The organism is Microbispora sp. NPDC004025, assembly GCF_053604425.1.
On the sequence record NZ_JBSGHN010000011.1, the window covers coordinates 160726 to 184325 of the forward strand.

Below are 23600 nucleotides of genomic sequence, written 5' to 3' on the forward strand. Positions count from 1 at the left end.
GGAATATCACGCTCTGCCACCTTTGAAGCGTCACGCCGCGCGTCGGCTCGAAACCGGCGCCTGTCGGCGGAGTATCGGAGGAAGCCCAAGCCGTTCGTCCGGCCGACGCCGGGCAGCCGCCGGTCTCGGCCGCCTCCGTGACCGACTCCGGTCCCCCCGCCGGCCCGAGGTCCGTAGACTCGGCTGCGGTTCAAGGGAGGGCAAACCGTGCGCAAGGGTGAGTGGCCGCGATTCCAGGCCAGGCCGTACGTCTGCGGGGCCGTCGGGCCCTTCGAGCAGGCCAAGCTCGACCTGCTGGCGCGGTCGGGGCCCGCCGTGCGGGGCGTGCACAGCGTCCCGGAGGCCGCGCTGCTCGCCTCGGCTCCCCTGGCGCCGTACGCCACGGGCGAGCGGACGACCGCGTACGCGTGGGGCGACCGGCGGCCGGAGACCGGGGGCGAGCCCCGGGCGAACGCGTGGCTGCGGGTCGCGGAGACGTACGAGACCCCGGGCCTGGTGGACGAGCCGGACGCCGTGAGCCTGCACACGGGCGGTCTCGGCCTGGTCGACGTCTACTACCTGCGGGACGGGGACGCCGTCTACTTCTCCTCGCTCATCGAGCCGCTCCTCGCGCTGGCCCGGCGGCCGTACGAGGTGAACTGGGAGGCGTGGGCGGCGATCCTCCGGCTGACCTACCCGCTGCTGGAGGACACGCCGTACCGCGAGATCCGGCGCCTGCCCGGGGCGAGCGCGCTGAGCTGGTCGCGCCGCGCGCGCAGACTGCGCGTCGACCGGCGGGCCCCGCGCTGGGTGCGGGAGGAGCCGGTGGACCGGGGCGTCACCGGCGGCGACCTGGTCGCGCTGCTGCACGACGCACTCAAGCCGTACGAGCGGGTGCTGGTGCCGGTGAGCGGCGGGTACGACTCGCGCCTGCTGGCCAGCGTGGCGGTGTCCAGGAAGATGGACGTCGAGTCGTGGACCACGAGCCCGGACGACGGGCTGGACAACGACATCGACTTCGCCCGCTACATCACCCGTGAGCTGGGGATCCCGCACCGGATCATGCCGCAGGACCCGGCCGCCTACCCGCAGGAGGCGCTGTGGGCGGCGCGCCGCCTGGAGTTCCTCACCAGCCACCACGCGTGGTACTCCCCCTTCGCCCGGGAGGTCCACGGCGCGGGCCGGGCACTGGTGGACGGTCTCGCGGGCGGCCCGCTGATGAAGAACTTCCTGATCACGGCGGACGCCGTCGGCGCGGGCACCGGCGCGTCGCGCCAGGAGGCGCTGCTGAAGGCGCTGGCGACCGGCGACGCCCACGTCCCCGTGCTCGGCGAGGCCGCCGCCGCGTGGATGGACGACCGGGTCCGCACGGTGTTCACCCGGGCGACCTCCCTGCTGCACGGGCACCGGGCCGAGCTGCCGCTGAGCGTGCTGCACACCCGGACCGTGCGCGGCATCGCCCGGTCGCCGGTCAACCTCGTCGGCCCCGAGGCGACCCCGGTCTTCCCGTTCCTGCACCCGGAGTTCTTCGACGCGGCGCTGTCGGTGCCGGTCGCCCGCAAGGAGGGCGGGAAGTTCTACCGGGAGGTCCTCCGGGCCGCCAACCCCCGCGTGGCCGCGCTGCCCTCGACCAACACCCCGCTGATGCCGAACCGCCGCGTGCCGCTCCGCTCGAACGGACCGGTCGCCCGCGAGTGGAACCACCGGATGCTGGTCAAGGCCGCGGAGATCCCCGGGCTGATGTCGCCCCAGATGCTGGACGCGATCGCCGGCGGGCCGGACGCGCTGACCGCCTTCGGGTCGTGGAACTCGCGGTTCTGGCTGCGCGCCCTGGTGGCGTTCGGGGCATGGCTGACCGACTACGAGGACGTGCTCGGCGACCTCACCCCGCCCTGGACGGCGCCGTCCGGCGGGTGACCCGCGACCGCGCACCCACCCCGCCGCGCCGCACATCGCGCCCGTCCACGCCCCGTCCACGCCCCCGGCCGGCGATGGTCGGCGGGTCTCCCGCACCGTCCGGCTGCGCGCTTGTGCGGTAGCCGTACGTGATCAGCCGGAAACAGGTAAAAACTGCATGTCAAACCCCTGTCAGCCTTTTCGGTCAGGCCACCTTGGGTGGTATTTTTGGTCAACTAGAGCAAAACATCACGGCGTGAGCTTCAACGCTCGGGTGTGACCTGACCACGCGCCCCCTCTTATCTCAAGCGAGAACCAGATGAACGCTGCTGCGCCCTGCCCTGACCCCGTTCCGGGGCCACTTGGGGCCTCACCCGGTGATCTCCCGGAGATCACCGATTTCACCTCGCAGGACCCCCGCTGGTACAAGCGCGCGGTCTTCTACGAGGTGCTGGTCCGCGGATTCAAGGACTCCAACGGCGACGGCACCGGCGACCTGCGCGGGCTGATCGACAAGCTCGACTACCTCAAGTGGCTCGGGGTCGACTGCCTCTGGCTGCTGCCGCTCTACGAGTCCCCGCTCAAGGACGGCGGCTATGACATCTCCGATTACCTCAAGATCCTTCCGGAGTTCGGCGACCTCGGCGACTTCGTGAAGCTGATCGAGGCGGCGCACGAGCGCGGACTCCGGGTCATCACCGACCTGGTCATGAACCACACCAGCGACCAGCACCCGTGGTTCCAGGCGTCCCGCAACGACCCCGAGGGCCCGTACGGAGACTTCTACGTCTGGTCGGACGACCCGGACAAGTACTCCGGCGTCCCGATCGTCTTCGTGGGCAGCGAGGAGTCGAACTGGACGTACGACCCGGTGCGCAAGCAGTACTACTGGCACCGGTTCTTCCACCACCAGCCCGACCTGAACTACGACAACCCGGACGTCCAGGACGCGATGATGGAGGTCATCCGTTTCTGGCTCGACCTGGGCGTCGACGGCTTCCGGCTGGACGCGGTGCCGTACCTGTTCGAGCGCGAGGGCACCTCCTGCGCCGGGCTGCCCGAGACCCACGACTACCTCAAGAGGGTCCGCGCCGAGGTGGACCGGATCTACCCCGACCGGGTGCTGCTCGCCGAGGCCAACGGCTGGCCCGAGGACGTGGTCGAGTACTTCGGCGACCCCACCGTGGGCGGCGACGAGTGCCACATGGCCTTCCACTTCCCCCTGATGCCGCGCATCTTCATGGCCGTCCGCCGGCAGAGCCGCGAACCGATCTCCGAGATCATGTCGCGCACCCCGAAGCTGCCGGAAAGCGCCCAGTGGGGCATCTTCCTCCGCAACCACGACGAGCTGACGCTCGAGACCGTGACGGAGGAAGAGCGCGACTACATGCACGCCGAGTACGCCAAGGACCCGCGCATGCGCGCCTACCTCGGCATCCGGCGGCGCCTGGCTCCCCTGCTGGAGAACGACAGGGACCAGATCGAGCTGTTCACGGCGCTGCTGCTCAGCATGCCGGGCTCGCCGGTGATGTACTACGGCGACGAGATCGGCATGGGCGACAACATCTGGCTGGAGGACCGCGACGCGGTCCGCACGCCGATGCAGTGGACCCCGGACCGCAACGCCGGGTTCTCCGACGCCGACCCCGGCCGGCTCTACCTGCCGGTGGTCATGGACCCCGTGTACGGCTACCAGGCCGTGAACGTCGAGGCCCAGATCAAGAGCGAGTCGTCGCTCCTGCACTTCACCCGGCGGATGCTGCAGATCAGGCGGGAGCACCCGATCTTCGGCACCGGTGACTACACCGAGCTGTGGTCGCCGAACCCGAGCGTGCTGGCCTTCCTGCGGGAGGAGGACGACGACGTGGTCCTGTGCGTCAACAACCTGTCGCGCTTCGCCCAGCCGGTCGAGCTCGACCTGCGGCGCTTCTCCGGGGTCACTCCGGTCGAGTGCCGGGGCGGCGTCTCCTTCCCCGTGGTCGGCGACCTGCCCTACCTGCTCACGCTGCCGGGCTACGGCTTCTACTGGCTGTCCATGCGGCCGTCCTCCTGATCCGGCCGCCCGGCGCGCCCCGCCCTCGGGCCCTCACGGGCCCCTGGGCGGGGCGTCGTCGCGTCGACGGCAGACTTGACGCCGCCTTGGCCCACCCCTTTCGCCCGGCGTGCCTACCGTGACGTAGACGGGCGGATCGCTCGCATCGGCGAGAGGGGGATCCTCATGCTCCGGCACACCTACCTGTCCCTGGCCGTCGCGCTGGTCGCGGGCGCGGCCGTCACCGGGATCGCCGCGGCACGGACGCCGGCGGCGCCGCGCGACGTCGACGCCTCCGCGACCCTCACGAACGCGCAGGGTCAGAACGTCGGGACGGTCAGCGTGGAGAACGACGAGAACGGCGGCACCGAGGTGAAGATCAGGACCACCGGCCTGCCGTCCGGATTCCACGGCGTGCACATCCACGACAAGGGCGTCTGCGACCCGAATTCGACCGACCCGGCGACCGGCGGCCCCTTCTTCAGCGCGGGCCCGCATCTCGGCTCGGGCTCGCACCCCGGGCACACCGGGGATCTGCCCGATCTCCTGGTCCGCGGCGACGGCGTGGGCCAGGCCGCCGTCGTCACCGACCGGTTCAGGGTGGAGGACCTGCTGAGCGGCGACGGCACCTCGATCGTCGTCCACGCCAAGCCGGACAACCAGGCGAACATCCCCGACCGCTACAGCCGTTCGGGGACGGCCGGGCCCGACGCCGAGACGCTCAAGGCCGGCGATTCGGGCGGCCGGATCGCCTGCGGTGTCTTCAGAAGGGACTGAGCGGCACGGGCGGGCCTGAGCCACAGGCCGCTTCACAGTCCGCCGTTCCTTCAGCGGGCGGTGACGGGCACCTGTGCCCGTGCCGCCCGCCGGGCCGGGATCAGCGCCACCAGCAGGGCGGCCCCGATCGCGCTCACGAGGGTCGCGGCGAGCATGCCCGGGGTCGGGGCCTGGCCGATGCCCGCGCCGACACCGCTGCCCCGGCCCTCCAGGTCGATCAGCCACCGCGAGCAGGACGCCCCCGCCGCCGCTCCCAGCACGACCCCCACCGCCGCGGGCAGGCCGGTGGCGGTGACCAGCGTGGCCATCACCTGACGGGGTGTCAGGCCCATCGCCTTGAGCACGGCCAGGTCGAGGACGTGGTCGCGCAGCCCGAGCGCGCTGGCGGTCAGCAGGCTGGCCAGCCCGATCAGGGCCAGCACGGCGACCAGGGCGACGATGATGACCCGGATGACCGCCAGCCGGTCGGCCGGGTTCACGGCCTGTGCCACCTCGAGCCCCTGCCCCTGCAGCCGGGCACGCACCTGCGCGGCGTCGGCGCCGGGCCGCAGCGCCAGGGCGTAGAACTGGGGCGGCAGCGCGTCCTTGGCCGCCAGGCTGTCCACCCCGAACGACAGCACCTCGCCGTCCTGCTCCGGCTCGATCACCCGGCCCACGATCCGCACGATCAGCGGGGTGCCCCCGATCGTCACGCGGACCCGGTCGCCGATCCGTACGCCGAGGAGGTCGAGCAGGCCCTGCCCGGCCACGGCCTCGCCCCGGTCGGCGAACATCCGGCCCTCCACCACCGGAAAGGGGTACGGGTCGGAGGACAGGCCGAGCGCCCTGGTCCGCACGGTCCTCGTCTGCCAGGGGACGAGCGCGTCGAGTTCGGCTCCCGGGTAGGCCGCCACCACGTCCGGATCGGCCATCGCGCGCTGGCGCGCCTCCTCGGCGGTCAGCTCGCCCGGCCGCAGGGACAGGGCCGCGGCCTGGCCCACCCTCTCGGGGTGGCGGCTGAAGGCGTCCAGGGTCGCCCAGCAGCCGAGCCCGATCGTGATCATCATCATCGGGATGGCGACGCCGCAGACCGTGAGCGCGGCCGGCGTCCTGCGGGTGAAGGCGTCCCTGGCGCCGAGGACGAGCGCGGGCGGGAGCCGTACGAGCAGAGCGACCCTGGCCAGCCGGGACAGGTGCCCGCGCGGCGGCGCCGCGGGGGCGGCCGGGATCGGCGGGGTGCGCCCGCCGCGCCAGGCCGGGATCAGGACCGCGACCAGCACCGTCAGCGACGTCCCCGCGATGATCGCCGCGAGAGGGCCTGCCGACAACGGCACGACGACCGTCTCCCCCATGGCGTACGCCGTGATCAGGCGGGCGGCGACCGCGCCGGCGGCGATGCCGAGCAGCCCGAGCGTGCCGTGCTCGGCGACGAGCATCCGGACCACCTGGCCCCGGGTGAACCCGAGCGACTTCAGCGTGGCGATGTCGCGCAGCTGGATCAGCACCCGGCCACCGGCGGCGTTGGCGAGCGCGAGCGCGGCGGCGACCAGACCCGCACCGCCGAACAGCGCGAGCAGCAGGCCGAGCAGCCGGTTGTCCAGCTCCATCGAGGCCCGCACCTCGCGCCAGGTCGTCACCCGCTGCACCTGGTTGCGCAGCGTGAAGACGGCCCTCTGGACGACGAGGTCGGTGGTGGCGGCATCGGCCAGCCGCAGCCCGGTCACGGTCTCGGTGCGGCCGGGCGCGGGCTCGACGACGTTGAGCGTCTGCGCGAGCGTCCAGGCCAGACCCGGGGTCCACTCCGGGTAGAAGCCCTGGTCGCCGCTCTCGGCCAGTCCGGCGACGGTCAGCGTGTGGGTCGCGCCGTTGAGTCCGGTGACGCTGAACGGACTGCCCGGCCGCAGGCCGAGGGCCCGGGCGAACGACCGCTCGACGACCACGCCGTTCGGGGTGCGCACGTCGAGCCAGCGGCCCTCGCGCAGGAGCGGGCGGGCCACCGCGGGGAAGGCCGCCGGCGTCTCCTGCAGCGTGATCGGCACCCGCCGGCCGCGGGTGACCAGCGTGGCGGGCGCGCTGCGGTACGGCCCGGCGACGTCGGTCACGCCGTGCAGCCCGCGCAGCGCGGACACGTCGGGGACGTCCTTGCTGTGGATCCAGATGTGCGCGCTGTTGCTGCGCGCGAACAGGCCGCGCCAGGGGTTGGTGCCGTCCTCCAACAGCGTGGCCGCGACGATCAGGGCGGTGACGATCCCCGCCACCGCGAGGACCGTGAGCGCGGCCTGCCCCCGGCGTGCCCGCAGGTCCGCGCGGATCCACCGCAGCTCCGCGGTCCGCACCGTCACCACGCCACCCCCCTGCCGTGATCGGGCGGGCATTCCGTGGGGACGACGTCGCGTGATCGCGCGGTGTGCCGCGGCGAAGGGGCGTGCCCCGCGACGGGACGACTCATGATCTCGAGGTCTCCCGCGAGCGGGAGGCGGCGCGGCCGGCGATCACGCGGGCCGTCCGGGAGTTCGGGCGATTCCTGGCGGTGCACCGGTTCAGCTCCGGAGTTCGACGACGTCCCCCGCCGCTCCGGAAGGGCGCCGGCGCGACTTCGGGATGGCGCCGTCGTCGACGATCTGACCGTCGAGCAGGCTGACGACGCGGTCGGCCATGCTCGCCACCCGGGCGTCGTGGGTGACCAGCACGATGGTCTGGCCCTGCCCGTGCACCTTGCCGAGCAGGCGGAGCACGTCACGGGTGTTGCGGCTGTCGAGGTTGCCGGTCGGCTCGTCGGCCAGCAGCAGCCGGGGCTGGTTGGCGAGCGCGCGGGCCAGCGCGACCCGCTGCTGCTCGCCGCCGCTGAGCTGCGCCGGCGACGCCTCGGCGCGGTCGGTGAGGCCGAGCTCGCCGAGGAGGTACTCGCGCCGTTCCCTGGCCTGCCGGGGCGGAACGCCGCCCAGCAGTGCGGGCAGTTCGACGTTGTCGGCCACGGTCATGTTGGCGACCAGGTTGAAGAACTGGAAGACGAAGCCGATCTTCTCGCGGCGGAGCACGGCCCACCCGCTCTCCGACAGCGTGTCCGCCCGCTTGCCGTCCAGCCAGATCTCGCCGCTGGTACGCGTGTCCAGGCCGCCGAGCATGTGGACCAGTGTGGACTTCCCGGACCCCGACGGGCCCATGATGGCGACGAACTCCCCCGCCTCGACCGTCAGGTCGACCCCGCGTACGGCAGGCACGGGCAGCCCGCCGGTCTGGTAGATCTTCACCAGGTTGACCGCCCGGACGACGGAAGCGCCGGCGTTCACGGCAGGTCCTCCTGGCAGCGTTCGAGCCAGTCGAGGTCGGCCTGCAGGTGGAGCATGGCCCCCTCGATGAGGAGCAGCGCGACGCGGTTGGCCGGGTCGGTGCGGTCGGCCAGCTCGCGGAGGTCTCTCATGAGCGCAAGGTAGTGCCGTCGCTGCCGGTTCACCAAAGCCATGCGGTCGGACAACCCGGTCATCGGGGCCAGCACGAGCTTCATGAAGAACTCGTCACGCACGCGAGGGCCCTCGGTGGGCTCCTCCACCCAGGTCTCCAGCGCCTCCCGGCCGGTGGCGGTGATGTAGTAGACCTTCTTGTTCGGCCGGTTGGCCTGCTCGACGTCGACCGAGCGGACGAAGCCGTCCTTCTCCAGCCGGCCCAGGGTCACGTAGATCTGCCCGATGTTGGGCGACGGGTAGGCGCCGCCGAAGATCGTTTCCAGCGCCTGTTTCAGCTCGTATCCGTGGGCAGGTTCCTTCGCAAGGAGCGCCAGCAGCGACTGCCGCACGCGCCCACCCCCAAGCCGTATCGAGCAGTTATCGGAGCGTTACGGGCTGATCCGTTGACGCTCACATTATCGCTATGCATAACATGCATGCACCTACCTAACACGTATGTAACCGGCTTTTCACGCGGAGGCCACATGGTTCGCCGAGCCGTCGTCGTCCTGGTCACCTTCCTGGTGGCCGGGTGTGCGGGGCTCGCCGACACCGGCACCGAGTCCGACGTGGGCAGCGACGGCACCGGGCCGATCACACTGGCGATCGGCCGGGACACCACCGCGTACCTCCGTCCGCTGCTGGACCGGTGGAACCAGGCACACCCGGACGAGCCGGTGTCGCTGCTCGAACTGCCCGAGGCGGCCGACGAGCAGCGCGCCCAGATGGTGGCCAACCTGCAGGCGCACAACGACGTCTACGACGTGCTCGCGCTCGACGTGATGTGGACGGCGGAGTTCGCCGACGCCGGCTGGATCGCGCCGCTCGACCGCAGCCTGTTCCCCCTGGACAAGCTGCTCAAGGGCGTCGCGGACACCGCCATCTACCGCGACAGGCTGTGGGCGGCGCCGTACACCAGCAACGCCGGCCTGCTCTACTACCGGTCGGACATCCTGAAGAAGGAGCACCTGAAGCCGCCCAGGACCTGGGCGGAGCTGCGCGAGCAGGCCACGCGCCTGAGCGCGAAGTATCACATCGGGGGATATGCCGGGCAGTTCCTGCCGTACGAGGGACTGACCGTCAACTTCGCCGAGGCCGTCCAGTCGGCGGGCGGGTCGATCCTCAGCCCGGACGCCCGTACGGTCACGATGGACCTCGGCAGCGCGCGGGCCGCGCTCGGCTTCCTGGTCGGCGGCGTCAAGGAGGGGTGGATCCCCCGCGAGGCGCTGACGTACAAGGAGGAGGAGTCCCGGCTCGCCTTCCAGGAGGGGCGGCTGCTGTTCGCCCGCAACTGGCCGCACGCGTACGGACCCGCCGCCCACTCGAAGCTGGCCGGGAAGTTCTCGGTGGCCCGGCTGCCCGGCCTGAACGGGCCCGGGTCCAGCTCGCTGGGCGGTTACAACCTCGCCATAAGCGCCTTCTCGAAGCGGCAGAAGTCGGCTCTCGACTTCATCCGCTACTTCACCGGGCGGGACAACGAGCGGCTCGTGCTCACCGAGGGCTCGTTCCCGCCGGTGTGGGCGGACCTGTACGACGACCCGGAGCTCATCGAACGGTTCCCGTACCTGCCCGCGCTCAAGGAGGCCATCGTGTCGGCCCGGCCCAGGCCGGTCACCGCCGACTACAACCAGGTCAGCCTGCTGATCTCCAGCGCCGTCACCGGCGCGCTCACCCTTGCCAAACCCGTAGACGAGACCGTCGCCGACCTCAAACAGGGGCTCGGCGAGGTCATCCAGCCCGGAGGATAGATATGCGCAAACTCCCCCCGATCATGGTCGCGTGCCTCGCTCTCGCCGCCGCCGCCGCGTGCGGCAGCGACTCCGGGACCGGCACCGGCTCCGGCAGCGAGCCGGCGGCCCAGGGCAGCGCCTCGGCCGCCGGCGGCGCCAAGCCGCTGGAGGGCGAGAAGATCGAGATCGCCGCGAAGTGGACCGGCGACGAGCAGGCCAACTTCGAGAAGGTGCTCAAGGCGTTCGAGGAGAAGACCGGCGCCACGGTCACCTACGCCTCCACCGGTGAGGACACCGGCGCCTACCTCGGCCCCCGCATCCAGGGCGGCAACCCTCCGGACGTCGCCATCCTGCCGCAGCCGGGCCTCGTGCAGCAGTACGCCGACGAGAACGCCCTCAAGCCGCTGTCCGCCGAGGTGCAGGCGCAGATCGACCAGAACTACACGCCGTACTGGAAGGAGCTCGGCTCGGCCAAGGGCCAGGTGTACGGCGTGCTCGTCAAGGCCGCGCACAAGTCTCTGGTCTGGTACCGCCAGTCGGCCTTCGACGACGCCGGGGTGCAGCCCGCGGCCACCTGGGACGACCTGATCAAGAACGCCCAGACGCTGTCGGACTCCGGCGTCGCGCCGTTCGCGCTGTGTGCCGCCTCCGGCTGGACGCTGACCGACCTGTTCGAGAACGTTTATCTGTCCACCGCGGGCCCGGAGAACTACGACAAGCTCGCCAAGCACGAGATCCCCTGGACCGACGCCACGGTCAAGACGGCCCTGGAGAAGATGGCGCAGATCTTCGGCAAGAAGGAGCTCATGCTCGGCGGCTCGTCCGGCGCGCTGCAGACCGACTTCCCGACCTGCGTCACGCAGGTGTACGGCCAGAAGAAGGCCGCGATGGTCATCGAGGCCGACTTCGTCGCCGCCTCCGTCGGCCAGTCGGGCGCGAAGGTCGGCGAAGAGGCGAAGGTCATGCCGTTCCCGAAGGCGGGCGACACCGCCCCGGTCGTCCTCGGCGGCGACGTCGGTGTGGCGATGAAGGACACCAAGGGCGCGCAGGCGCTGCTGGAGTACCTGGCTTCCAAGGAAGGCGGCGAGGTCTGGGCCAAGCAGCCGGGCTACCTGTCCCCCAACCGCAACGTCTCCCCCGACAACTACCCCGACGACCTGACCAAGCAGCTCGCCCAGACGATCATCTCGGCCGGCGAGTCGGTGCGGTACGACATGTCCGACCTGGCGCCCAGCGCCTTCGGCGGCACCGACGGCAAGGGCGAGTGGAAGGACCTGCAGGACTTCCTCCGCAACCCCTCCGACGTGAAGGGCGCGCAGGAGAAGCTCGAGGCGGACGCCGCCAAGGCCTTCAAGTAAAGGAAGGACGGCCGTGACCGAACGGTTGGACGGCCCGCAGGCCGCCGGCGGCGGCGACTCCGCCGCCGGGGCCTCCTCCGGCCCGCGCGAAACCCCTGCAGAACCTTCCCCCGCCCCCTCGGGCTCCTCGGACTCCTCCGGCTCGCCGGACCCGGAGACCGCCGCCGCGGACTCCACCGCCGCTCCGGACTCCTCCGGCTCGCTCGACCCGGAGACCGCCGCCGCGGACTCCACCGCCGCGGGAGACCCCGTGGCGGCCGCGGAGGAGCCGCCCGCGGGTCCGGCGGCGGCCGGGTACCCGACCGCGGCCCCGCCCGGCGCGGTCGCCCCCGCGGCCGCGGCGCAGGCGCCCGTACGGCTCGGCCCGTCGCCGAGGCTGGCGGTGCTGTTCCTGCTGCCCGCGGTGCTGCTGCTCGCCGCGTGGGTGATCTACCCGGTCATCTACTCGATCTGGCGCAGCCTCTACGACGCCACCGGCGACCGTTTCGTCGGACTGGGCAACTACCTGTCGATCTTCACCGACTCCGCGACGCTCACCACGATCAGGAACAACATCATCTGGGTCGTGGTGGCCCCGATCATCGTCACCGCGCTCGGCCTGATATTCGCGGTGCTGACCGAGCGCATCCGCTGGTCCACGGCGTTCAAGCTCGTGCTGTTCATGCCGATGGCCGTCTCCCTGCTCGCCGCCGGCGTCATCTTCCGCCTCGTCTACGAGCAGGACCCCGACAAGGGCGTCGCCAACGCCATCATCACCACCGTCCACGACACGTTCTCCTCCAGCGCCGGATACCCCGGCGCGCGGCCACGCGAGAACGACCAGGCGCCCGCCGTCGTGCAGGGCGGCGCGGTGGTGACCCGGCAGCAGGCGCAGCCGGGCACCCCGGTGCTGATCCCGCTCGTCGGCCTCGGCCAGGACGTGGTGAAGGACGCCGCGCCCGCCAAGGCCGCCCCGGCCGCCGGTGGCGACGGCCTGAGCGGCACGGTCTGGCTCGACGTGGTCCGCGGCGGCGGCGGCACGCTCAACCAGATCGACCCGCAGGAGAAGGGCCTGGCCGGTGTCACGGTCGAGGCGGTCTCCGGCGGCGCGGTCAAGGCGACGACCGAGACGGCCGCGGACGGCACGTTCCGCTTCTCCGGCCTCCCGTCCGGCTCCTACGTCGTACGGCTGCCGCAGGACAACTTCACGGCGCCGTTCAACGGCCTTACCTGGCTCGGCCCGTCGCTGATCACCCCTGCGATCATCGGCGCGTACATCTGGGTGTGGGCCGGGTTCGCGATGGTGCTGATCGCGGCCGGCCTGTCGGCGATCCCCCGTGACGCCCTGGAGGCGGCACGGATCGACGGCGCGACCGAGTGGCAGGTGTTCCGCCGGATCACCGTGCCGCTGCTGTCGCCGGTGCTGCTCGTCGTCTTCGTCACCATGATCATCAACGTGCTCAAGGTCTTCGACCTGGTGTTCATCATCGCCCCCGGGTCGGTGCAGCCGAACGCGAATGTGATCGCGCTGGAGATGTGGCGCGTCTCGTTCGGCGGCGGCGGCAACCAGGGCATGGGTAGCGCGTTGTCCATCTTCCTGCTCGTCCTGGTGGTGCCGTTCATGATCTTCAACATCCGCCGGTTCAGGAGGGACGAGGGATGACGACCCTGGCCGAACCCCGGCACGCGCAGCCGGTCTCCCGCGGCCTGATCACGCGGGTGACCGACCGCCTCGGCAGCGGCGTGGTGCAGGTCTTCATGATCCTCGTCGCGCTGTTCTGGCTGCTCCCGACCCTGGGCCTGCTGGTCGTGTCGCTGCGCGGCGAGACCGAGAACAACTCCTCCGGCTGGTGGACGCTGTTCACCAAGCCGGCGCAGATCACGTTCGAGAACTACTCGAACCTCCTCGCGTCGGGCTTCAGCTCGTCGTTCTGGAACACGGTGCTGATCACGGTGCCCGCGACCCTGCTGGTGATCGGCATCGCGGCCATGGCGGGGTACGCGTTCGCCTGGATCGAGTTCCCCGGCAGGGACACGGTGTTCCTCGTGGTCATCGCCCTGCTGGTCGTCCCGGTGCAGATCGCGCTGATCCCCATCGCCAAGCTGTACGGATTCCTCGGGATCTTCGGCTCGATCCTCGGGGTCGTGCTGTTCCACGTGGCGTTCGGCCTGCCGTTCGCCATCTTCCTGCTGCGCAACTTCTTCGTGGGCATCCCGCGCGAGCTGCTCGAGGCGGCGCGGATGGACGGCGCGCCGGAGTGGCGGATCTTCGCCACCGTGGTGTTCCCGCTGGCCAAGCCCGCGATCGCGTCGCTCGGCATCTTCCAGTTCCTGTGGGTGTGGAACGACCTGCTCGTCGCACTGGTGTTCGCCGACACCGACAACCAGCCGATGACGAAGGCACTGCAATCCCAGATGCGGCAGTTCGGCACGAACGTGGACATCCTCGCGCCGGGTGCGTTCCTGTCGCTCATCATCCCGCTGGTGCTGTTCTTCGCCTTCCAGCGGTATTTCGTGCAGGGCCTGCTCGCGGGCTCGGTCAAGTAGCCCGGCCGGAGGCCCCGGACCATTCCGGCGCCTCCGGCATCACCGCGGTCACCATGGGAAATGTCCCGTGTGTGGTGAACCGTGTCGAGAGGACGTCGGATGCCCGCTTCACGGGGGTAAGCGGGCATCCGATCTTTCCCCCACCGGGCCGTACGGGGGCGGAAAAGCCGATAGAGTGCGCGGACATGTCAGGACGTCCGTTGCACGAACTCGTGGAAGCCGGATGGGCCGAGGCCCTCGCACCCGTGGCCGAGCGCATCGCCGCCATGGGTGACTTCCTCAGGCAGGAGATCGCGGAAGGCCGCCAGTACCTCCCGGCGGGCGAGAACGTGCTCCGCGCGTTCAAGCAGCCGCTGAACGAGGTCCGGGTGCTGATCGTCGGCCAGGACCCCTATCCCACCCCCGGTCACCCCGTCGGCCTGAGCTTCTCCGTGGCGCCGGACGTACGGCCGCTGCCGGGGAGCCTGGTCAACATCTACAAGGAGTACACGGCCGACCTCGGCCACCCCGCGCCGTCGAACGGCGACCTCACCCCGTGGACCGAGCAGGGAGTGCTCCTGCTCAACAGGGTGCTGACGGTGATGCCGGGCAAGCCGGCCTCCCACCGGGGCAAGGGGTGGGAAGAGGTGACCGAGCAGGCCATCAAGGCGCTGGTCGCGCGGGGCGGGCCGCTCGTGGCGATCCTGTGGGGCCGCGACGCCCGCAACCTGCGGCCCATGCTGGGGGACGTGCCGTGCATCGAGTCGGCCCACCCCAGCCCGTTGTCCGCGCGCAGCGGATTCTTCGGCTCCCGTCCGTTCAGCCGGGCGAACGCCCTGCTGGAGCAGCAGGGCGGGGCGCCGGTCGAGTGGAAACTGCCATAACGGCTGCCGATAGGATCACCACCATGAGCGATGGAACGGACACCGGTCGCTATCTGCGGCTCACCGTCGACCTGGTGGTCGAGGTCCTCGATGTCGACGCGCTGCAGGCGGCGGCGCTCGCCGAGATCCGCGACCCCCAGGCCGAACTGGACGACGCCGAGCGGCAGGAGCAGATCGAGCTGGTCAACTCCGACAAGACGGGCGCTGCGGCCCTGCAGTGGCTGATCGAGCCCGACCACGTGCTCGGCCTCGTCGAACACGTCACCGAGGTCGAGCCACGTGAGGCGATGCTCGGCGTCGAGCCGTCGGAGGGGGTCCTGGAGGACGAGGACGACCACGACCACGACCACGACCACGACCACGACGAGCCGGGCCACATCCACTGAGGCCCGTGCACCGGACAGGGCGTCGGGCCGGCCGCCGGGCCGGGCCGGCGCGTCCGTGCCGCGCCCCTTACGCGGGCCGGCCGACCGTACGCTGGTAGTGCGCCGCGATCTCGTCACTGGTGGTGAGCCAGACGTCGGGCTGCGCGGCGAGGAAGGCCAGCGCCTGATCGAGATACTTGGCCCGGAACGCCTGCCCGATTACGAAGGGATGCAGGGCCAGGGCCATGACCCTGCCGCTGTCTTCGGCGTCGGCGTGCAGCTGCTCGTACTGGTCCCTCACGGTCTGGACGAACTCCGGCCCCGTGACGCCCCTGTCGAACAGGAGCAGGTCGTTGAGCTCGACGGAGTAGGGGACGCTGATCATCCCGGGGACGTTCAGCGGGTACGGCTGGTCGTCGTTGGTCCAGTCCAGCAGGTAGCCGAATCCCAGCTCGGCGAGCAGCGCCGGCGTGTTGAAGGTCTCGGTCAGGCCGGGACCCATCCAGCCGCGCGGCCGCCGGCCGGTGGCCTCGGCGACGATGCCGGCCATCTCCGTGAGGAGACGGCGTTCCTCCTCCAGGGACAGGCCGGCGTGCAGGACGGAGTTGGTCCGGCCGTGCAGGAGCCAGGCCCAGTCGCGGTCGAGGCCGGCCTTGATGATCTGCGGATAGTGCTCGGCGACGGCGGAGTTGAGCAGGACGCTGGCCCTGACGCCGTGCCGGTCCAGGATGTCGGCGACACGCCAGATGCCGACCCTGGCCCCGTAATCGCGCCAGCCGTAGTTGAGGGCGTCGGGGACGAGGTCCGCCGTACCCTGCCAGATGCTGGTGGACGGGCGGTCGACCAGGAAGTGCTCGACGTTGAGGCCGACGTAGAAGGCGACCCTGGCGCCGCCGGGCCAGCTGATCGTCGGACGATCGGTGATCGGGCTGTAGTCGAAGAGCGTGTTCTCCATGCGCCGACGGTAGAAGCTGACATTGATGTCAAGTTCAAGCCCGCGGGGGTGACGTGATACGGATCGGCGAGCTGGCGCGGCGCACCGGGGTGAGCGAGCGGTCGCTGCGCTACTACGAGCAGCAGGGGCTGCTGGTGGCCGAGCGTACGCCCGGCGGCCAGCGGGAGTATCCCGAGCAGGCGGTCGATCGCGTCATCCGGATCCAGGAACTGTTCGCGGCGGGCCTGCACAGCAAGAAGATCGCACAGCTGCTGCCCTGCATGCGCGACGCCGACGGCGGCCCCTCCGCAATCGCCACCCCCCGGCTCGTCACCGACCTCGTCGCGGAGCGGGACCGCATCGACCGCATGATCACGGATTTGGTCAACTCGCGAGACGTCCTCGACGAGGTGATCAACGCGGCGTCACAGGAGCGCGGGCAGGCGCCGCAGGAGCGCGAGCAGACGTCACAGGACCGCGGGCAGGCCCCGCAGGACCGCGGGTAGGCCCCCACCGCTCACACCGGCCGAAGAGGCCGGTGCGGTCCGGCCGGCGGCTCGACCCGGATCGGGTCGCCGGGCCGGACCTCGCCACCTGCGAGGACGACGCCCATGATCCCGGCCTTGCGCACCAGATTGCCCTCCTCGTCCCGGTCCAGCACCGCCTTCAGCAACCCGTCCTGGAAACCGTCGATCTGCAGGCAGGGGTTGCGAAGGCCGGCCACTTCGACGACGGCCGTCTCGCCGAGGTGCAACCGGGTCCCGGTGGACAGCGCGAGCAGATCGACGCCCCTGGTGGTGACGTTCTCCCCCATGTCCCCCGCCCGTACGGCGAAGCCCGCCTCACGCAGCTCGTCGTGCAACTCCGCGTGGATGAGGTGCACCTGACGCAGATTCGGCTGACTGGGATCGCGGGCGACCCGCGACCGGTGCTTCACGGTCACCCCGGCGTGGGCGTCCCCTTCGACGCCCAGGCCGGTCAGCAGCCGGATCGACTCCAGCGGCGTCTTGCTGAAGGTGTGGGTCGCGCTGCGGCTAACCGCCGTAACTCTGCTCGTCATGTCCCCTCCTCGTGGGCCGATGGCTCCATTCCGCGCACGAGGGCGAGGAGACGGTCAAGAAGATATTCGTCACCCTGAGCCTGCTCGCTGACCCACGCGATCGCGTTGACCAGGGTGAGGAGGTCGGCGATCCCGATGTCGCCGGGCACCTCGCCGTCTCGTTGCGCGCGTTCGAGCAGGGCGGCGCCGGTGGCGCGGATCCGCTCGTGGCAGGCCGCGAGCGCCGCGTCGCCGTGCGGCGCGGGCGGCACGGCCATTCGCGCGGCGACCAGGCCTCGCATCGCGGTGGCGTGCACCGCCACGGCCCGCAGCCAGGTGCGCAGCGCCTCAAATGGGCTGACCAAGGCGCGAACCGCATGGGCCGGGAGCACACACCCACCGGCCGACCGGACGTGCGAAGCAAGGCACGACGCCCGGGCCGACAGAGCGCACACCCACCGGCCAGCCGGAGGTGCGAATGGGCTGACCAAGGCGCAACCGGGATCGCACCCCGACCGGTGACGCTGCGCGGCCGGGCGGAGAGTGGTCAGGAAGCGAGGACCTCCTCGCGCCGCCGGGCAAGGGACTCCTGCTGGCGGGCCAGCTCACCGCAGCGGTCGGAGATCTGGTCGACCATCGCCGCGACCCATTCGGCGACCTCGCGCACCGCCTCCGCCGTACGGGCGATCCGCTGATGCTTGATCGCGTCGGTGATGATGTTGTCGAAGAAGACGTCGGCGAACCAGCGGGTGTCCACCTTCGGCAACTGGGGCGCCGCGCTGACGCCGACGTCGGCCAGTTCGCGGGAGAACCGGTCGAGCGCCCCCTGCGCGTGCCAGGCCGCCTCGTCGGCCTGACGCAGGTGCCCGTGCTCGACCATGTCGGCGAAGGCCCCGCCGTTGCTGAACATGTCCCAGGTCGAGGCGCCGCGGGCGCTGCCCAGATGCCGCAGGACGTAGCCGACCGCCTGGCCCGCGGCGGCCCCGGCCTGCTGCGCCTCCTGGTGCTCGCGCAGGTCGGCGCTCACGTTCGCCAGCCGTGCGGCGATGTCCGCGAGCTCCCGGCCGCGCGGATCTTCCGACTCGACCAGCATCCGCTCCTTGCGGGCGAGCAACGCCTCCAGCTCGTGGTGCGGGTTGCCGAGCTCCGCGAGTGCCTGGTCGGTGGTGCGCAGGTCGCCGGTGAGCCACTCCAGGCGGGTCCGCTGGCCGGTGACCCGCTGGCGGGCCGCCGCCGCCTCGGCCCGTTCCCGCGCCAGGCGCTCCTCCTTGCCCCCGGTCAGCCCCGCCAAAAAGGCGGCGAAACCGCCCTGCTCCAGCTTGGCGACGTCGCGATCCTCCTTGGCGAGCTGCCGCTCCAGGTCCGTGAGCACGCCGCGGACCTCCTCGATTTGAGTCAGGAGAGTGGCACGCTGCCGGGTGAGCTGGTCCCGGCGCCTGGCGCGCTCCCGCGCGTCCCGGATCTCGTCGTCGATAGCACCGAAAAGGGTCACACTTCACAGACGTCTGATAGATGCCCAAACGTTCCCTCTCAGGTCCGCGGCCCGCCGCAGCACCGGCCCACCCACCCGGATTGGGCACAAGGCCCGCGGCGAGGCGTCCTCCCGGCGTCCCAGGGGTCACGCGACCAGCAGACCGGGGGTGTGACTGGGGTTCCCGTCATGATCGCCAGGCAGCCGGAGTCTGAGACAGGAGCGGGCGGCGGCGTCCGGCGTGAGGCGTACGCGCAGGAGTCCGTCCGCCTCGTGCGGCACGCCGGGCACGGATCCGCCCCCGATGCCGGCGATGCGACCGCTCTCCCGAGACAGCGGGCCCCTTCCCGCCGTCTCCTCAAGCCGTTCGCGCGGCCCCTCCGATATGCCGGGCGGGGACTCGAACCCCGCGCCCGGGATGCGGACGGGACCGCTCTCCGGGTCCGCTCCGCCGGACAGCACGGCGTAGTCCGTCCCGGCCACCCGGAGACGGCGGGCGACTCCGCGGCAGGGCGACCGGAGGCCGGTGGACAGCCAGGCGAAGTGGCCCGCGAGCAGCGCCTCGGCCACGGTGCGCAGAACGGTCACCGAGCACAGGCTGTGCGCGCAGGCGAGGCCGGCCAGCGTGATCTCCGGCAGCCCGAAGCGTCGCAGACCGCGCGAGGTCGTGACGAGGCACGAGCAGCCGCCGCCCATATCGGCCCCGGCGTCACCGATTCCGGCTCCGGCCCGATCGGCAGCGCCGAGGGCGCACGCGGGTTCCTCGTCGGCGCACGACACCCTCCAGCCCAGCCAGTCGTCGCCGAGGTGGAAGTCCCGCCGCTCCCCCGGGCAGTCCGCGCAATGGTAGACGGCCGCCCCGGTGAGCGGGTCGTACAACGCACCGTGGTAGGCCTCCGCGATTCCGCGCGCGGCCGCCCGGGCGACCTGGGCGGCCTCGGGTTGTTCGTCGACCGGGGCGGCACTCGTCACCACCACGTGATGACGGGCCCGTCTCACCCGTTTCAGGTCCTCGGCACTCAGGTCCATGCGCCGCCATGGGGACCGCGCCGACCGGAAGGCCTCCAGCGTCAGCCGGGGCGTGCCGAGCGCGTCCCTGGCGGCGCGCCGGTGGGACGGCCCCATCCGCCAGGGGACGATCGACGAGAGATCGGTCGGCGTCCGGTCCGTGACGACGACGAAGACCGACGAGGTCTGAGCGGGCACGGGATAGGTGATTCGCATGGCTCCTCCTCCGCGACGTGCTGCACGTACAACCGCCGGAGCGGCCGCGGGAAGTGCCGCAGGAGCAGCCGGCCCCGCACCCACCGCTCCTCGCACTGCCGCAGGGCCACAGCCTGCGCGAATCCACAGCCACCCGCCTCTCCCGAACGCCGCTCTGTGGAACGGTGGACGGACAGAACGGGCAAGTCCCCGCCTTTCTCCGCCGCGGTCCACAGGCCGGGACGGTCACGACGCCCCGGCCTGCCCGCCTTCGCCGAGGATGAGGAGCCGATGTGACTCCAGCAGCCCTTCCGGCAGGTCGTCCGGTGTGAACCACCGCGCCTCCAGGATCTCCCTGGGGTCGATCTTCATCGTGCCGCCGGCGAACTCGGCCTCGTACGCCACCTCGACCCGCAGCCGGTAACCGCTCCTAAGCCGCACGAGCTCGCCGACGCGCACCTCCAGACCGGTCTCTTCCCGCACCTCGCGGACGACCGTGTCCTGGAAGGTCTCCCCCTTGATCGCGGAGCCGGTGGGCAGCCCCCACTGCCGGCCTTCCGGCCACAACCGATGCCGGAGCAGCAGCACCCGCCCGTTCCCGTCGCGGACGACACCGGTGACGCCGATCATGAACTTCGCCTGTGAGAGCCACAGGAGCCGCCACTGCAGCGAGCCGCCGATACTCCGCCACAGCCGGGCGACCAGATCGTTCACGCGACTCCCCCGTCCACAGCGACCACGGCAGCGAGAAGGACATCATCACAGCCTCCGCTGTCCGGTGGACGCCGGCGACCGTCCTACTCCGCCCCGCCTTCGCTCCATGTCATGTCGATCCGGCGCCCGATGACCTCGTATCCGGCCCGGAGGAACGCCCGGGCCATCGGGACGTTCCCGACGTCGGTGGCCGCGCGGATGCGCGGGACGCCCTGCCCGGCGAGGATCCGCGTCCCCTCGGCCAGCAGGTCGTCGATGTAGCCGTTGCCTCGGTGCTCGGGCACGACCGCGATGTACGCGATCATCGGGTTGTATTCGTTGCGCGCCGGGATGACGAATCCCACCGGTTCGCCCTCGGGTGCCATGGCGATCCGCCACCATTCCCGTGGGCTCCGGTAGTGGGCGAGCTCGTCGTCGTAATGCTCGGCCGCGACTCGCTCGGCGGGCATGCGGGCGAGGTCGGCGCGGCTGTGCGCGTCGAGCGTGCCGTCGAGGACGAGGGTCATCAGGGCGACGAGTTCCTCCCGGCCGGTCACTGGCCGGAAACCGAGCCGCCCACTCGGCTCAGGGATGGGAGCGCCCGGGCGCCACTCCAGCCGCAGCCGTTCGACGAGCGGCCGGGCGCCGGTCCGCTCCAGCACGGCCATGCGGTTCTCGACGGCGCGCCTCGCCTCCGCGTCGTCACGCCACCGCGGTGGGATGAACGCGTTGTACTCCGGCGGGCGTACCCCTTCGGGCAGCACCGCGGCACTCGCGGTCTCGAACAACCGGACACCGGCGTCGACGCTCGCCGGTCCGGGCGCGGCGTCGTCGAGGTCGAGGATGTCCAGCAGCGCCGGCGGCTCGCCCGCACGCGGGGCCCACCAGGCGAGCCTGGCGACGAGGCGGTCGCCGCGCAGCGCCATCCACATCCACTCGGGCCGCCGGCGGCCGGAGGCGAGGTCGTCGTCCAGCTCGTCGTTCAGCACGTACGGCAGGCGGCAGAACAGGTCGAGTTCCGAACGCCCCGTGACGGGGCGCATGATCAGGCTATCGGGGTTCACGGCACTTCCTCAGGTGAGGCGTGCCCATTCCCCCGGGGGTCAGCGTCCGGCCGTACCCCCGGAAGGAACCGGCACGACAATCTCGGCGTACATCGGCTCGTCCCCTCCTCTCGTCGTCAAGGCGTCCGCCTGTTCTATCGGTTGCGCCGCCCGGCGGGCCAATCGTTTTCCGTCCCGAACGAGGCAGGCCAGTGGCTTTCGGTGGACTCGTCCGGGTCGTCCCAGACCGCCCCGCGCCGCCGGCGACGCTCCGCCGGCTTCTCCCCGGAACGCCGCCGAGGTGCCGCCAGCGCGGCCAGCGCGGTGGTCACGGGGACGGCCGCGATGAGTCCCAGCGTGCCGACGACGCTGCGGATGATCTCCTGCGCGAGCACGGGATTGCGCAGCACGTCCGCGAGCGGCTGGTCGCCGACGCTGAACAGCAACAACAGGGGCAGCGCGGCCCCGGCGTACGCGAGGACGATCGTGTTGATCACGGAGGCGATGTGGGCCCGGCCGACGCGCGCGGCGGCCCGGTAGAGACGCCCGAAGTCGTAACCGGGGTTGGCCGTCGCCAGCTCCCGCACGGTGGCCGCCTGGGTCACGGTGACATCGTCGAGGACGCCGAGCGCGCCGATGATGATCCCCGCGAGCAGCAGGCCCTGCCCGTTGATCCGGTAGTTGCCGTTCAGCAGGAACGAGCTGTCGTCGGTGACGCCCGTCAGGTACGCGACGTCGATGGCGAAGGCGGACAGCAGACCGGTGAGGGCGAGGCTGACCAGCGTGCCCAGCACCGCCATCGACGTCGTGATCGTGAAGCCGTGGGTGAGGTACAGGACCGCCAGCATGATCGCGGCGGAACCGGTGATCGCGACCAGGGTCGGCGGCTCGCCGGCGAGGATCGCGGGGACGACGAAGGTCAGCAGCAGGACGAAGGTCACGGCCAGCCCGATCAGCGCGGTCAGCCCGCGCCAGCGCCCGAAGGCGATGACCGCCAGGGCGAACGCGGCGACGAACAGCCACAGCGGAGAGGACCGGTCGTGGTCCGACAGCAGATACTCCGGTGCGTCGAGCGCGCCGTCCGGCACATGGACCAGCACCACGTCCTCACCGACCGCGAACCGCTGCGCACCGGGACCGGTGGGCAGATCGGTGGTCACGCTCCGGCCCTCGTCGGGCCCGCTGGTGATCCTGACCCGGACGTCCCCGCAGGAGCCGGAGGACGCCGCCGGCCCGGCCGCCTGCTCGCCCGGTACGACGGGGCAGGGCTTGGGCACGATCTCGGTGATCGTGCCGTCGACCTGCCGCAGTGAGGGCGAGGACGGGTTGTCCGGCCGGCCGCCGCCCGGCCACAGCCAGATCAGGGCGGCCACCGTCGCCAGGGCGACGGGGACGATGACGGCCAGCGTCGCGACCACGGTCCGGCGCGAGACAGGCGTGGGCGGAGTGGTCGTGCCGTGACTGTGATTGGCGCCCATCTGGACGTACGTCTCCTCGCATCGGGTCGTGCCGCACCGATGGTAGAGGTCCCCGGCGAACGGCGAGGCCGCCCGGCACCGGCCGGGCGGCCTCTGGGTCCACCGGATCGGGCCGCGGTGACGGCCTCGCGGGAGTCAGCCGCAGTTGCCCCACTTCAGGCGGCCACCGCTGGCGATCTCCCCGTCGACGCGCGTGTCGGCGATCGTGCCGTAGTACTTCACGCACTTGTCCCTGGCGCTCAGCTTCACCGGGCCGGCGTAGTACTTGTACTTCTTCGCGTGGTCGATCTTCTCGGCCGTCCTCGTGCTGGACAGCCGCACCATGAGCTGGGCGGTGGCCCTGGTGGGCGTGCCGACGTACTTCGACTTGATCGTGACGACGCAGTTCTGGGCCGTCCTGCGGTTGTAGAGCAGGTAGACGTACCCGAAGACCTCCCCCGACCGGGTCTTCACGGCTCGGCTGCCGTCACTGACCCTGCCGAAACCGGAGCCGCACACCCCCTCCGGGGTGTAGCCGGCGGAGATCGCGTATGCCGGGTTGGCGACGAGTCCTCCGACGGCCAGCGCCGCTGCGACGACGACCGTACTCGCGGACTTGCGCATCCGTTGTCCTTTCCCAACCGCCGCCCTCCGTCCGGGCGGCGTCCAGGGTGATCATCCTTGCGGATCATCAACCAGGACATGACCGAAACAGTCAAATTGGGCAAGGCCAATCACGTCGGCACCGGAGGACGGCCTCCACGAGAGCCCGTGTGCGGGGGCCTTCTCCTGACCACCGCACGGCCTCCGGG

22 protein-coding genes are annotated in these 23600 nt (G+C 71.3%); 10 read left to right on the forward strand and 12 right to left on the reverse strand.

What is annotated here, in order from left to right:
- Nucleotides 1–207: 207 nt before the first annotated feature.
- The 3 genes from ACWEQG_RS25750 to ACWEQG_RS25760 all read left to right on the forward strand — a co-directional run bounded on the left by ACWEQG_RS25750 (nt 208) and on the right by ACWEQG_RS25760 (nt 4684).
- On the forward strand, nt 208–1896 hold the full coding sequence (locus tag ACWEQG_RS25750; protein ID WP_452288425.1) for an asparagine synthetase B family protein: 1689 nt from the start codon (nt 208–210) through the stop codon (nt 1894–1896).
- A 298-nt stretch (nt 1897–2194) separates the two neighbouring features.
- A complete protein-coding gene (treS, locus tag ACWEQG_RS25755; RefSeq protein WP_452288427.1) occupies nt 2195–3928 on the forward strand; it encodes a maltose alpha-D-glucosyltransferase in 1734 nt (577 codons plus the stop codon).
- Between the two features lie 165 nt (nt 3929–4093).
- Nucleotides 4094–4684, forward strand: a complete 591-nt coding sequence (locus tag ACWEQG_RS25760; protein ID WP_452288429.1) for a superoxide dismutase family protein — start codon at nt 4094–4096, stop codon at nt 4682–4684.
- Nucleotides 4685–4734: 50 nt separating this feature from the next.
- Here the strand turns inward: ACWEQG_RS25760 and ACWEQG_RS25765 are convergent, their stop codons facing one another.
- From ACWEQG_RS25765 to ACWEQG_RS25775, 3 genes are all read right to left on the reverse strand, one after another.
- Nucleotides 4735–7005, reverse strand: a complete 2271-nt coding sequence (locus ACWEQG_RS25765) for an ABC transporter permease (protein ID WP_452288431.1) — start codon at nt 7003–7005, stop codon at nt 4735–4737.
- Nucleotides 7006–7203: 198 nt separating this feature from the next.
- Nucleotides 7204–7953 carry an ABC transporter ATP-binding protein gene (locus ACWEQG_RS25770; RefSeq protein WP_363466470.1) on the reverse strand — a complete coding sequence of 250 codons (750 nt, stop codon included), beginning with the start codon at nt 7951–7953 and terminating at the stop codon, nt 7204–7206.
- Entirely contained in the window at nt 7950–8456 is a 507-nt protein-coding gene (locus tag ACWEQG_RS25775) for a PadR family transcriptional regulator (RefSeq protein ID WP_346226131.1), read from the reverse strand. Before ACWEQG_RS25775 ends, ACWEQG_RS25770 begins: the two co-directional genes overlap by 4 nt.
- A gap of 135 nt (nt 8457–8591) precedes the next feature.
- Here ACWEQG_RS25775 and ACWEQG_RS25780 point away from each other — a divergent pair, with 135 nt between their 5' ends.
- The 6 genes from ACWEQG_RS25780 to ACWEQG_RS25805 all read left to right on the forward strand — a co-directional run bounded on the left by ACWEQG_RS25780 (nt 8592) and on the right by ACWEQG_RS25805 (nt 14969).
- Entirely contained in the window at nt 8592–9854 is a 1263-nt protein-coding gene (locus ACWEQG_RS25780) for an ABC transporter substrate-binding protein (RefSeq protein WP_363466473.1), read from the forward strand.
- A gap of 2 nt (nt 9855–9856) precedes the next feature.
- The gene (locus tag ACWEQG_RS25785) at nt 9857–11194 is read left to right on the forward strand and encodes an ABC transporter substrate-binding protein (RefSeq protein WP_452288433.1); all 1338 of its coding nucleotides are present in this window, start codon (nt 9857–9859) and stop codon (nt 11192–11194) included.
- Between the two features lie 250 nt (nt 11195–11444).
- Nucleotides 11445–12836 carry an ABC transporter permease subunit gene (locus tag ACWEQG_RS25790; protein ID WP_452288635.1) on the forward strand — a complete coding sequence of 464 codons (1392 nt, stop codon included), beginning with the start codon at nt 11445–11447 and terminating at the stop codon, nt 12834–12836.
- Nucleotides 12833–13720: a carbohydrate ABC transporter permease gene (locus ACWEQG_RS25795; RefSeq protein ID WP_363466477.1), complete on the forward strand. Its 888-nt coding sequence runs from the start codon at nt 12833–12835 to the stop codon at nt 13718–13720. Before ACWEQG_RS25790 ends, ACWEQG_RS25795 begins: the two co-directional genes overlap by 4 nt.
- Before the next feature lie 185 nt (nt 13721–13905).
- Nucleotides 13906–14583: a uracil-DNA glycosylase gene (locus ACWEQG_RS25800; protein ID WP_452288435.1), complete on the forward strand. Its 678-nt coding sequence runs from the start codon at nt 13906–13908 to the stop codon at nt 14581–14583.
- Nucleotides 14584–14606: 23 nt separating this feature from the next.
- Nucleotides 14607–14969 carry a hypothetical protein gene (locus tag ACWEQG_RS25805; RefSeq protein ID WP_452288437.1) on the forward strand — a complete coding sequence of 121 codons (363 nt, stop codon included), beginning with the start codon at nt 14607–14609 and terminating at the stop codon, nt 14967–14969.
- A gap of 67 nt (nt 14970–15036) precedes the next feature.
- Here the strand turns inward: ACWEQG_RS25805 and ACWEQG_RS25810 are convergent, their stop codons facing one another.
- A complete protein-coding gene (locus ACWEQG_RS25810; protein ID WP_452288439.1) occupies nt 15037–15903 on the reverse strand; it encodes a polysaccharide deacetylase family protein in 867 nt (288 codons plus the stop codon).
- Between the two features lie 56 nt (nt 15904–15959).
- Between ACWEQG_RS25810 and ACWEQG_RS25815 the strand changes: the two genes are divergently transcribed.
- A complete protein-coding gene (locus ACWEQG_RS25815) occupies nt 15960–16388 on the forward strand; it encodes a MerR family transcriptional regulator (protein WP_452288637.1) in 429 nt (142 codons plus the stop codon).
- 11 nt (nt 16389–16399) lie between these two features.
- Here the strand turns inward: ACWEQG_RS25815 and ACWEQG_RS25820 are convergent, their stop codons facing one another.
- The 8 genes from ACWEQG_RS25820 to ACWEQG_RS25855 form a co-directional block, all read right to left on the reverse strand.
- Complete coding sequence (locus tag ACWEQG_RS25820) at nt 16400–16942, reverse strand: MOSC domain-containing protein (RefSeq protein WP_452288441.1); 543 nt, start codon at nt 16940–16942, stop codon at nt 16400–16402.
- Nucleotides 16939–17286, reverse strand: a complete 348-nt coding sequence (locus ACWEQG_RS25825; protein WP_452288443.1) for an SbtR family transcriptional regulator — start codon at nt 17284–17286, stop codon at nt 16939–16941. The genes ACWEQG_RS25820 and ACWEQG_RS25825 overlap by 4 nt, the downstream gene beginning before the upstream one ends.
- A gap of 182 nt (nt 17287–17468) precedes the next feature.
- Complete coding sequence (locus ACWEQG_RS25830; RefSeq protein WP_452288445.1) at nt 17469–18413, reverse strand: hypothetical protein; 945 nt, start codon at nt 18411–18413, stop codon at nt 17469–17471.
- Nucleotides 18414–18539: 126 nt separating this feature from the next.
- Entirely contained in the window at nt 18540–19616 is a 1077-nt protein-coding gene (locus ACWEQG_RS25835; RefSeq protein WP_452288447.1) for a hypothetical protein, read from the reverse strand.
- A 225-nt stretch (nt 19617–19841) separates the two neighbouring features.
- A complete protein-coding gene (locus ACWEQG_RS25840; protein ID WP_452288449.1) occupies nt 19842–20309 on the reverse strand; it encodes an NUDIX domain-containing protein in 468 nt (155 codons plus the stop codon).
- Nucleotides 20310–20392: 83 nt separating this feature from the next.
- Nucleotides 20393–21352: a GNAT family N-acetyltransferase gene (locus tag ACWEQG_RS25845; RefSeq protein ID WP_452288451.1), complete on the reverse strand. Its 960-nt coding sequence runs from the start codon at nt 21350–21352 to the stop codon at nt 20393–20395.
- Nucleotides 21353–21486: 134 nt separating this feature from the next.
- Entirely contained in the window at nt 21487–22809 is a 1323-nt protein-coding gene (locus ACWEQG_RS25850; protein WP_452288453.1) for a YibE/F family protein, read from the reverse strand.
- Nucleotides 22810–22944: 135 nt separating this feature from the next.
- Nucleotides 22945–23412, reverse strand: a complete 468-nt coding sequence (locus tag ACWEQG_RS25855; protein WP_452288455.1) for a hypothetical protein — start codon at nt 23410–23412, stop codon at nt 22945–22947.
- Nucleotides 23413–23600: the final 188 nt, after the last annotated feature.